Here is a 13,182-nt window from a genome sequence, read left to right as displayed (position 1 = left end):
TTGTTTAATGTGAAGATTATTTACCGATATACTTTAACGTGTTATCTGTACCTAAATTTGTAATTGGTCCTTTAGATTCGCCTGTAACTCCAGAGCTTTTATGTGATAGATACACCGGATATTCGGTAAGGTTTTGAATTTCAAAATCGAAACCTTTAAAATCATTCTGATTGGGAAGATTCCCATGTAATAATCTGATGTTATTTTTCTCGCCACCAACTTTAATTTTTAAGCCTTTATTTACGCCTTCACTTGAACCTCGAAGTGTAATTTTATGCTGACTTCCGCCAATATAAGCAACAGCGCCTGTGCCGTTATAGTACGGTTCTTTTGATGGAATAAGTGTAATATCTGCGTTATATCCTTTATCTCTTTCGTAAGTTGACGCGTATGCTGGTCCGTGTGTAACATCGGCTTTACAATTCACTAAATCACCCGACCCTAACGAGAATCCGTTTTCACAACCAATAGCCACACAACCTTCAACATATTTTTTTCCAGTAGCATGTGCAATTGTCACACCCGTTCTCATATATTTTACGGTACAATTTAAAACGGTAACGTTAGATGTTCCGCGTCTATATTGTTTTCCATCAATTATAGTTTCACCTCCATCGTAAGCACGAATCCCTGCTTCTCCAGTACTTAACATATATCCTTTTGGAAGTGTATACCCCCAAACCGTCATAAAATTCACATCGAAAGCTGGTCCAGATGTTTCAGCAAGCATGTCATCCGTTTTACGAACTTCACCTTCAACTTCACAACCTTCAATAATTGGATTATTAGCAGCCTGCATAAAAATACAATGGCCGTAACTTCTATGAATAAACTTTGAATTTTTAAGATGATTAGACTCCCCTCGAATTAAACATGCGCTATGTTTGCGATGCGGAATTACCGATTTCCCACCTTTTCCAAAAGCATCGCCATAACCATAAGGAAAAGATCCCTTGGTGGTGACGTGAAATCCTTCAATTTTATTATGCGATCCATCCATAACAATATTTGTAGCGCGACGTATTGGTGCATCGTGTACCGAACCCAAATCTACAAGCGTTAAGTTTTTAAGCACATTCTTATTTCCTATAATTTGTATTTCGTGAATTTGATTATTACCATAGGCTTGCATCACCTTAGTGTCTACATTAATGGTCACATCTGTAAAATCGTAAGTACTATTATTCCCTTCAAAAAGTAATAATACCTTACTTGTGTTTTTAATTTTTGTTTCTTGAGTATATAACCCATTTTTTACATCTTCGGCAGTAATGGAATACACTCCCGGTTTCATTTTTATATTGACATTATCTGCAGCTAAATACAATTTTAATTCTTGTAAAGACTGCACAGTCGTTTGTGCTTGTATTTGCAACCCTGTTAAACCAAAAACGGCAAAACAAAGAAGTGCTATTAATTTTGAAGAGGAATACCTTTTGAAATTGAAACGGGGTTTAGTCATGTTTTTTTTAGCTTGTTTTAAACACTAATTATTGAAGTAATAAAAATAGTCAAGGTCTCATGATTTGGATATAAACCATGGTTCAATTACTATAAATTATATGCCTAAACGCAACAAGTGAAGCTAAAGGCCACTAAAACCTATAACTTCTCTTGCGCGAATTGAGTTTATCTACATTTTAGTAAACTTTATAATTTAACTTCTAAATCTGAACCTGAAAAACTCACCGTCTGATTTTGTCCGCCAATCATTTCAACAACTAGCGTCATAGGACTTTTAGAATAGTCTAAATACTCGCCATTCCCTTTAGTAATTTGAAGTGTTTTAGTGGCTTCGGAATAATTCAATTTAAGTTCTGAATATTCACCATGTTCATAGTCGTAAGATTCGTTATCATCAAAATATAAGGTGAATGTTGCATCTGCGCCTGGATACACTTTTATACGCAACGGCTCGTCTGTTTCTTGCGTTGCATACTGTACTTTTGGTCCCATTGGAATAATGCTTCCTGCTTTTACGAATAGCGGCGTTTCATCTAGATTTGCTTTCACAGTAATGGTTTTTCCACCTTCCATTTTTTCATTTGTCCAGAAGTTATACCACTGTCCTTTTGGAAAATACATTTCTTTCTCGCGTTTCTCATATTCAGTAATGAAACCGACCATAATCGATTCACCAAAGAATAATTGATCCTTAATCTCCCAAGTATTTTTATCATTTGGATAATGATACGCCAGCGGACTCATAAGCTGCTTACTATTGGTTGTAATTTGCCAAGCTTGTGAGTAGATATACGGCATCAGCTGATAGCGTAAATCGATAAATTTTCGCGCTGTACTTTCAAATGCATCATCATATCTCCAAATCTCAGTTTCCGAAACATAGCCATGGATTCTAAAAATCGGACTAAATGTACCAAACTGAAACCAACGCGTTAATAATTCAATAAATTCTGGGTTGGTATATTGACTGTCGAACTCCGGATTAATAGATTTTGAATCTCTAAAAAACCCTCCAATATCGTGTGTCCAATATGGAATTCCTGCCATTGTAAAATTTAAACCTGCAGCTATTTGTTCAGAAAATTGTTCCCAAGATGCTTTAACATCTCCAGACCATGAAGTAGCCCCGTAACGTTGTTGTCCTGCATATGCAGAGCGCGTTAAATTAAACACACGTTCGTTAGAAAACTCTGCTCTTCTCCCATCGTACATCGCTTTTGTAACTAAAAGTGAATATGGATTTTGAACCTCTTCAAAACGACCAACTGCCGTCATTTGCGTCGCATCTGTAACTCCTTCAGGTTCTGTTCCATCTAACCAAATAGAGCTTACGCCTTTATGAAACATAGAATCACTTAACATGCGATAAAATCGTTCACTTACACCTTCATCATAGACATCTATATAGTTACTGCTTTTGATTTTTTTAAGATTATATTTTGCTTCTAAAGCTTCATTTTTCACCTCTGGCCATACAGACACCATTAACTTTAAGTTTAAGGATTTTAATTCGTCTACCATAGCATCGGGATCGGGATATTTAGCAGGATCCCATTCTGGTCCTTTCGTTCCTTTTGGCCAATAGAACCAGTCTTGCACAATATTATCGAAAGGAATATTACGTTCGCGCATCTCATTTGCATTGGCTAACAATTCCTCTTGGTTATGGTAGCGTTCTCTACATTGCCAAAATCCGTAAGCACTTTTAGCAAACATAGGTGCCGTTCCTGTTAATTTTTGATAGTGTGAAATTACAGCTTCCGGATTTTCTCCTTGCACCAAATAATAATCTATAACATTACCATGCGTACTGCTGAAAACGATTTTATTGTAGTCTGGTTCGTTATAATATAAATTACCTGGAATTTTAGCACCTGTATTTTGGAACACTATTTTATACGTTTTTCCTGCTTCTAAATATTTTTTTCCTGAATAACGTCTAGGCATCCAAATAGTAGAATAATTAATCACATCGTCGTCATCAATACTCACCTTGATCTCACCGCGCATCCGTCCGCCATTATCACTTAGTGCTAAAAAGTTATATTCGCCAGTCTTGGTTGGTGTAAACGTGGTTTCACGACTGTTTTTTTCTTCAGATTCAGATTTCGTAATATGTGCCGCAACATCTTCTTTTTCTCCGTCGACTGCAACCGTTGACGTTTTTGTAGTTTTAGCAACTGCTTTAGGTGTCTCAAATTGGATTTCATTTTGAGGCTGATTAAAATCTGTAAGGCTGTAATTATGCCAGTAGATACCATAGCCTTTGGTTGATACTAAAAACGGAACCGCTATTTCTTGATTGTATTGCTGAAGACGAATAGGGACATTTTTCCAATTCATAATACCACTTTGAAACTGCCCTAATCCATACAACCCTTCATCGCCAGCATGAAATCCTTGCGAAACCGTATGCTCTGCATTAGCATCCAAGTTTATAAATGTCTGTTCATTCGTTTCTGAAACTAATTTTTTATCGTCTTTAGTTTCATAAGTTATCGTTCCATCGCTATGTACTAACACTTTAAGTAAAGCCGTACTGATGGTTAATTCATTCTCCGTTTCTTTTAATTCCCAATTCACGTCTTGAGGCTCTAAAACCGTAACATAATCTGGAATTGTTGACACAGGAGTGCCCTTTATTTCTTTTATTACATGAATAATCGCGTCATCAATTATTTCAATTTTCAGGGTTAAACTATCTTGCTGAATAGTCACAGCATGATCGGTTTTTTCTAGATGATGTTTAAACTTAGAGTTGCAACTTGCTAACACCAAGAGAAACATACTTAAGATGCATATGCTCTTTTTCATAAAATCTTTTATTAATGGTTAGTTCTTATTATTTCTTTCAGATTAATTATACCCGTATTTCTACTTATCTATTCTAAATTGCCTTCTGATATAAATCTTCTGTGATCTAATGACTATCTTAAAGATACTTTGGTAACTTCTTGGTTTTATCAATAACAACACGAATCTCCTATTGGTCCATTAAAATCATCTAATGATTGTAGTTTGGTCTTCATCTTTTTATTTTTTCACTAAAACAATTGTTTGTCCTTTGGTTGTTGCTATATCATACAAGAAGCTTTTAGGAGCTGTAAATTTTCCTAAAGTAGCTTTCTCAGAAACAATTGGTGTTTTAATATTTGCTGCTTGATAAAAAGTGTTCGCATTATTTCCTTTGGCATTAGTTAACGACTTCCCATCCTTAGATGCAAGTTCGTTATAAGAACGTATACGTAAGTTTCCTCCTAAATTAGATTTGATCACTGCTTTTACAACTTCACCACTTTTCCATTCTAAATCGGTTATTTCAAAACCACCTCTTGCTCGCAATCCTTCTACGTTTCCATCTTTCCAAACGTCTGGTAAAGCTGGAATTAAATGAATAGCTTCATCGTGACTTTGGACTAACATTTCGGCCAAACCAGAAGTAAACCCGAAGTTTCCATCAATTTGAAATGGCGGATGCGCATCTAACATATTAGCGTATGTTCCTCCTCCGTTTGGAGAGCCAGGTCTACCTACTAATTTAATTTGTTCTCCCATTAATTTGTAAGCATGATTTCCATCTAATAAACGTGCCCATAGATTTATTTTCCAATTCATAGACCATCCTGTTGATGGATCTCCTCTTTGGATTAATGTATTTTCAGCACCTTGAAATAATTCAGGATGTCTGTAAGGTGACATTAAATTTGAAGGATACAAGCCGTATAAATGTGAAACGTGACGGTGTTTATCGTCTGGATCGTCTAAATCTTCCATCCATTCTTGAACCTGATTGTGTTGTCCTATCTTCATAGGAGGCAACTTGGTTAAGGTCGTTTCCATTTTCGCTACCAATTCAGCATCTACATTTAACAATTTAGCCGCTGTAATTGTTTTAGTCAACATATCAAACACCAACTGATTATCCATTGTTGTTCCCGCCTCAATATTCACGCTTTTAGAACGTCCTTTAGGCCCGTGTTCTGGAGAAATTGTTGGAGAAATTATTAACCAATCATTTTTAGGCTCAGGAATTAAAAAACTTAAACAAAATTCTGAGGCACCTTTCATTGCAGGATATACAGACTTTAAATAGTCTAAATCACCATTATACATAAATTTGTCCCACACATGTTGAGCTAACCACGTTCCTCCTGTAGTCCACATGCCCCATGTTGCTCCATCTACTGGTCCTGCAATTCGCCATAAATCTGTGTTGTGGTGCGTAACCCAACCTTCTGCGCCATACATTACTTTCGCCGTTTCCTTTCCTGACACAGATAAATCTCTTACCATCTGAATTAAAGGATCGTGCATTTCTGATAAATTAGTAACCTCTGCTGGCCAATAATTCATTTCTGTATTAATGTTTACAGTATAGGCACTTTTCCACGGTGGTGTTAAATCTTTACACCATAAACCTTGTAAGTTTGAAGGTTGCCCGCCTGGTTGAGATGAAGAAATTAATAAATATCTACCAAATTGAAAATATAAAACGGCTAATGAAGGATCGTAACCTGTACTAAACTCTTTAATTCTAACATCTGTTGGATGCTTAGCAGAATTGGAAATTCCTAAATCTAAAGACACACGATTAAAATACTGCTTGTAAAACGTTGAATGATCTGTAACCAAATCCTTATAATCTTTTTGTTCTGCTTTCGCTATATAATCGGCTGCTCTTTGGTGAGCATCGGCACTTACATCTTGATAATTAACAAAGTTTGTCGCTATAGAAATGTACAACGTAACACTGTCGGCATTCTTAACTTCCAACGTGTTTTTGGTGGCTGTAAGCGTTCCTCCGTTAGGGACAATCTTAATTCTAGAATCAAATTCTACTTCACCTTTAATCGCTGGTGTTTCTTTTGGTAATCGTTTATTTTTATTATCGCTACCAAAACCTGTCATGACCAATACATTATTATTTTCTGTATAAGTTGACACTTTTGCTGGTTCCGGGCGATCCATAGACGCATTAAAACTAATCTTACCAGCTTTATTGGCCGTTAATTTCATTACAATAACTTGATCTGTAAACGAAGTAAATATTTCACGTTTATACGCGACCCCATCTACGGTATATTGGGTGCTATTAATTGCATTTTCAATATCAAGTTCACGATAATAATCGGAATAGTTATCTTGGTTTTTAAAATTCAACCTTAGATTTCCAACCGTTTCATAAGGCATCCCATGAGACACTTTGGAAATAATTGACTTGTTTGCCAAACGATGCGCTTCATCATACTTTCCTTCAAATAATAAGTTTCTTACCTCTGATAGTGCTCCTTTGGCATCGGGATTATCATTTCTATGTGGTCCTCCTCCCCAAAGCGTTAATTCATTTAATTGAATATTTTCGTTAATGGGGTCGCCAAAAACCATAGCGCCTAGTCTTCCATTTCCTAAAGGCAATGCTTCATTCCAATCTGCAGCCGGTGCATCGTACCAAAGTTTTAAATCTTTGTTTTGTGCATTGCTATTTACAGCAGCTAGCAAGGTCAATACTAAAACATAAAATGCTTTTTTCATTTTTATCATTTTTTATATTAAAAAACTATTTCTATTCTTTAATTAGTTATCTATTTTGAACACCTGATTTTTCATTATGAAAATAATAACCGTTTATAAGGTCATCTAATCAAAATAGGAATCACAGCAATCTTAAACGGATTAAAACCAAAGAAGACTAAAAATTTCTTCCTTAACTTAATTCTTAAAAAAATATTTTCAGAATCTGCAATTGAAAAACCTACCAGTAGACTTCATTTTAAAAGCGTCTTGACGATATGGTTTTAATGCTTCATAAACTTACCTCTTACCACATAAAACAACAAAAAAACGCACCTTATATTAGGGTGAAAGAGGAAACAAAATAGGGTAAACCATGTATCTTATAACAATCTACACCCTTGAAAATGAATCATTCGTTATACTTGGAAGTAAATTCGGTAGGTAACATATTAAATTCAGCTTTAAAGCATTTAGAAAAATATTTCGGACTTGAGAATCCTACTTTATAAGCTATTTCTGAGACGGTTAATTTACTTGATTGAAGTAATTGAGCCGATCGTTTTAATCGGATAGATTTTATAAATTCTGAAGGAGATTTCCCCGTAATGGACACAATTTTTCGGTACAAATGCCCTCTACTTATGTCTAAAGATTTACTTAACTCATCTACAGAATACTTTGAGTTACTGATATTATTTTCGACAAGATCTAAGGCTTTTTGAATTAGCTGTTCATCTACAGAAGTTACTGTAATCTCCGACGGATTTACTTCTATTTTTTTACTAAAAACACTTTGTAATGCTTTACGTTGGGCTAACAAACTATTAATTCTTGAGATTAATACATCAAAACTAAAAGGCTTGGTTAAGTATTGATCTGCGCCATTCTTAAACCCAGTCACTTGTTGTTCCTCCGATATTTGAGCTGTAAGTAATACTATAGGAATATGTGAAATTCGGGAATCGTTTTTGATTTGTGAGCACATTTCATTTCCATCCATTTCTGGCATCATGACATCGCTAATAATTAAATCTGGAATATATTTTAGCGTTTGTTTTAAGCCTTCTACACCATTAAGCGCTTCGATAATTCTATAATTCTTATTCAAATTATCTTTTAAAAAGCCGCGTAAATCGCCATTATCTTCTACTAATAAAATTAAAGGTGTTTTCTTATTTTGTTTTTTATGCTCATCGGCTTCTAAATCATCATGCTGTTGCAGAATATCTTCTGCTTCCATCTCCTGTTCCACAACATTCTTAAGTTCAACTAAAGGCATTTCAACTTTAAAACAAGCTCCTGCTCCTAAACTACTTTCTACTGTAATTTCGCCTCCAAGTAAGTCCACGTATTCTTTTGTTAAAGCCAATCCAATTCCGCTTCCCTGATTGCTTTTTGAAGTTGAATGATCAACCTGATAAAAGCGCTTGAAAATAGTTTTTAACTGATCTTTTGGAATCCCAATACCATCATCAGAAACGAGTATACAACATGTATTAGCTTCTTTATTGAAACCTAATGTAATAGAAACATGTCCTTTTTGAGGCGTAAACTTAAATGCATTTGAAAGTAAGTTGAATATAATTTTTTCAATTTTATCATAATCAAACATCGTTTGACAGCTTTCAACATCCGTTTCAAATTCAAATTGAATATCTTTTTCATTAGATAATTCTACAAACAAATAGGAAAGCTCTCTTATAAACTGAACCAAATCTCCCGTTGCAGTATGTACCTTTAGTTCTCCTGAACCTATTTTTTGAAAATCTAAAAGTTGATTTACTAAATTCAGTAATCTCTTGGTATGACGCGACATTAATCGAAGTTGACTGGTCTGCGATGCATCGTGATTTCCTTTTAATATTTTTTCTAAAGGCCCCAATATTAGCGTTAAGGGCGTTCTAAACTCATGACTTATATTCCCAAAAAACTTTATTTTTAAATCATTTATTTCTTGTTCCTTTTGCAGATTATTACGCTTTATCGCATTATGTCTAAACCACAAAAACACAGACACTAAAGCCATTGAATACAGCATATACGCCCACCATGAAAACCAAGGCGCTGGCAAAATTTTAATATTTAAGGTTGTGCCAACCTCATTCCAGTAGCCATCGTTGTTCGCTGCTTTTACTTTAAAAATGTAGTCTCCAGCATCTAAATTGGTATACGTTGCCTCTCGCTTGTTTCCGATATAATTCCAATTTTCATCAAAACCTTCCATCATATACGCATACTCATTCTTTTCTGGAGAAGTATAGTTCAATGCCACAAACTCAAAACTAAACACAGATTGTTTATGGTCGAGTACAAGATTTTCAGTTTTACTTATTTGTTTCTTTAATGGTGAATTCTCCTCATCCACAGGAACTGACTGATTGAATAATTTAAAATCGGTCAATAACACATTTGGAATAAGCGTGTTGTTCGTAATATCCTTCGGATTAAAAATATTAAAGCCATTATTTCCTCCAAAAAACATTTCACCATTCGCCATTTTAGAATACACAAAAGGAGAAAATTCGTTAGCCTGCAAACCATCATGCAGATTATAATTCTTAAACTGCTTTGTTTTAGTATTGAATTTTGAAAGCCCATTATTAGTGCTTATCCACAAGTTTCCTTCATTATCCTCTAAAATACCTTTCACCGAATTTCCGGCCAAACCATCCTTAGTTGTGTAGACTTTAAACGTATTTGTTTTTCTATCCATTAAATTAATTCCCAAAGACGTACCTACCCATAAATTTTGATTTTTATCTTCGTGTATACTTAAAATATAATTTTCGGAAATGCTATTCTCATCGCTAGAATTACTTAAAAACTGTTGAAACTCGCCTGTTTTAGGATCAAACAAGTTCAACCCATTAATAGTTCCTATCCAGATATTTTTACGTTGATCTTGATAGATCACCTTAATCCGGTTATCTGATAATTGATTATTTGCTCCCGTTTTTCTGTAGTGCGAAAACCTTTTGTTTTTAGTGTTGTAAACATCCAACCCCTCGGTTACGGTCCCAATAAACAAATTATCATCGTACTTTAGTAAGTCGTTTATACTGTTTGAGGACAAACTGTTTACGTTATTTTCTTGATGTCTATAAACTTTAAATGTTCCGTTGGCTTTGTCAAAAAAATTTAAACCATCCAGAGTTCCCACCCATAAATATCCAGGCCGATCTTCTGTAATGCTAAACACAAAATCGTTACTTAAACTTAATGGATTAGATGGATTTGAGTGGTAATGTGTAAACGTTAAACTGTCTCTATTAAATTTACTAAGTGTTCCTCCTACTTTAGTTCCCACCCAAATGTCTCTATCAGAATCCTGAAACACAGCTCTAACCCTGTTATTTAATAATCCGTTAGGTAAATTATTATCTTTTACATGAATAAATTCTTTTCTTCTTTTATCTAAAATATTCAAGCCCGAATCCAGCGAACTAAACCATATATTTCCGAAAGCGTCCTCAAAAATATTGGTAACAACATTACTATTTATACCTATGGTATTGTTTTTATTGTATAATAGTCTGTGTGTGTTTTTAGTTCTTTTATCGACATACAGCAATCCTTGATCTCTTACAGAAAACCATAAATTATCGGAAGAATCGGAAAAAAGATTGATTTCTTTTCCTAAAAACTCTAAAGGAAGTGGGACTTTTTTAATTTTAAAATCATCTTTTAATTGAATATAATATGCTTCAGTACGCATGCCTAATAATACCGTACCATCCCTTTGAAGGTGCACATTAACAACACTTACATCTTTTAAAAGATGAGTAAAAGTTTTAGATACTTTATTAAAAACATCTAAGCCTTGGTTGGTCCCTACTAATACGTTTCCTTTAGAATCTTGACCAATACAATTAATTGTATTTGAATTTATTGAGTTCTTATTATCTTCAACATAACCATAATTATTAACAGTATACGTATTAATATCTAAACTATATAAACCTGAATTATCGGTACCAATCCACAACGTATCATCATCTACATATAGAGATTGAATGGTAATACTTCCTAAGCTTTCTTTAAAAATGGTATTAAACCTCGTGATTTTATAGGTTTCTAAATCCAACATATTTAAGCCTTGATGCGTACCAATCCACAACTGCTTATTTTTATCTTCGGCCAGAGTAAGAATTAAGTTATTACTTAAGGACAACGTATCGGTAGGTGATTGAAAAAAGTTAAGAAAAGAATAGCCGTCGTAGCGAGACAAACCGTCTTCTGTACCAAACCACATAAAGCCATCAGAATCTTGTATGGTCGTATGTACCATATTAGACACCAAGCCATCTTTAACGGATAAATGTTTAAAGTTAAAGTGTTGTGCAAAACCTGATAAACATATAAAAACGCTAATAATGGTAAATATATGTGTCTTTTTCATTTGATAAAAATACTGTTTGCTTGCCTTTTTTTATTATGAAAGTTTCTTTTAAAAACGAAAAATCGGATTAAATATGGATTAATTTTCAGTTTTAAATAACGAGGTAGGCAATCCTTCTTTGTTATATAAATTAGCGCCTTCCGGATTTGAAGACCACGCATAACGAACCTCAACAGGGTTCTTAATATCAGTATGCCAAACTTCCACTTGATTTTTATTTATAATTTTAGCTTCTGCCCATCTCCATTGACCATTATTACTTCTGATTTGAAAACGACGTAAAGGTTCATTCACTTCCATAGTTGGTTCCATTACATGTTTTTTACCAACCATTAAACCTGAACCAACATTATCGAACGCTATAATTATTTTATCTTTTTTAATTGTTGAGTTCTTATACAGCGGTCCACTACACACAATATCTTTTTTATAAGCTTGTTTAAGTGCCCAAAGCGAAAGTCGTTTACCTGTATCTACTTTGTTTTTTGGATGAATGTCTTGTGCTTCACCAATATCATTTAGCACAGCGAGTCCTGTGTTTGGAAGTTTAAGAATTTCACTTTGCTTGTATGAAAGTAAAGCCCAACCATCGTCGTCTCCAACAGGCGCTTCATTTGGGTCCTTATAGTTTGCGAGTTGACAGGCATAAAAATAAAACGTTTTCTGTCCCCAAACTTTTCTCCAACTTTCAATCATAGTCGAAAGTTTTAAGCCGTAAGTTTCTGCACCGTTCTCCGTATTACTTTCTCCTTGATACCAAATGGCACCCTTAACAGCAAAAGGAATTAATGGATGAATCATAGCATTATATAAGGTTCCGGGGATTTGTTTATCTCGACTCGGATGTACTGGTTTCCTTGGTTTTGATGGCGCGTCTTTGCCTTCTAATTCAGCTTGTTTTGCTTTAGCTTCCCAGTCGGTTAAATGCTGTTTATAGTTTTCATCTTCCTTAACGGCATCCCAAGTTGCTAATTGGTTTTCGTAAGTCGCTAATTCTTCATTATAAGCTGTTTTTAATATGTCATTTTCTTGATAAGCCGCTTTTGGCATCCAAGGTTCTATTCTTGTCGCTCCTAAACTGCAACTTAAAATAGCAACAGGAACTTGTAACTCCCAGCGTAATTCGCGTCCGAAAAAATAAGCAGTACCCGAAAATTCATTCACTTCGCCATGTATTGCCTTAGACCAGTTGCCTCTACCTTGATTTTTTTCTTCAAAAACACTAAAATCTGGACCAACTTTAAATTGACGAAATAATGGATCGTTTGCGGTAGCCGCCTCTTCTCGTAAATATTCAGCAATAGGTTCATATTTTGGTTCGACAGCTTCTCCGATTAACATTCTAAACGGACGATACATATTAGATTGTCCGCTGCACAACCATACTTCACCAACCAAAACATCTAATATCTTTAATGTGGTGACTTCATTATTATAATGAGAAGTAACTGTTAGAACTCGTGATTCACTTGATGCTTCCAACGGTTCTAAATCGATTCGCCAATTGCCTTCAGCATCAGCCCTCACTTTCTTTTTCTGATCTGCAAACAAAACCTCCACCATCGCATTAGCTTCTGTCGTTCCCCAAACAGGGACCTTTTGACTACGTTGCAACACCATGTGATCTGCAAAAATACTTGGTAATGTTATTTCAAAAGCAAAAGTGCTTTGTATACATACTAATAAAAATATAATCGAGATACTTTTCTTCATAATTCACTGTATTTCTATATTTTACTAAAAGATTATTTCAATAATTGTAAACATTTAAACGTTTATGATTTTTGATAACTTATGGATTGAAT

General features: G+C 34.6%; 5 protein-coding genes. All 5 read right to left on the bottom strand.

From position 1 onward, the window contains the following. Positions 1-16: 16 nt before the first annotated feature. Positions 17-1,462 carry a hypothetical protein gene (locus tag Q1B05_RS11345; protein ID WP_299780736.1) on the bottom strand — a complete coding sequence of 482 codons (1,446 nt, stop codon included), beginning with the start codon at positions 1,460-1,462 and terminating at the stop codon, positions 17-19. 188 nt (positions 1,463-1,650) lie between these two features. Next, a complete protein-coding gene (locus Q1B05_RS11340) occupies positions 1,651-4,278 on the bottom strand; it encodes a TIM-barrel domain-containing protein (RefSeq protein ID WP_299780734.1) in 2,628 nt (875 codons plus the stop codon). Between the two features lie 219 nt (positions 4,279-4,497). Further along, the gene (locus tag Q1B05_RS11335; protein WP_299780732.1) at positions 4,498-6,996 is read right to left on the bottom strand and encodes a glycoside hydrolase family 95 protein; all 2,499 of its coding nucleotides are present in this window, start codon (positions 6,994-6,996) and stop codon (positions 4,498-4,500) included. A 391-nt stretch (positions 6,997-7,387) separates the two neighbouring features. Next, positions 7,388-11,377 carry a two-component regulator propeller domain-containing protein gene (locus Q1B05_RS11330; RefSeq protein ID WP_299780729.1) on the bottom strand — a complete coding sequence of 1,330 codons (3,990 nt, stop codon included), beginning with the start codon at positions 11,375-11,377 and terminating at the stop codon, positions 7,388-7,390. Between the two features lie 78 nt (positions 11,378-11,455). Further along, a complete protein-coding gene (locus Q1B05_RS11325) occupies positions 11,456-13,090 on the bottom strand; it encodes a sialate O-acetylesterase (RefSeq protein WP_299780727.1) in 1,635 nt (544 codons plus the stop codon). Positions 13,091-13,182: the final 92 nt, after the last annotated feature.

The sequence above is a fragment of the uncultured Formosa sp. genome (genome assembly GCF_947500765.1).
In the GTDB taxonomy this organism is placed as follows: Bacteria; Bacteroidota; Bacteroidia; order Flavobacteriales; family Flavobacteriaceae; genus Formosa.
This window is presented reverse-complemented; position numbering and strand designations above follow the sequence as displayed.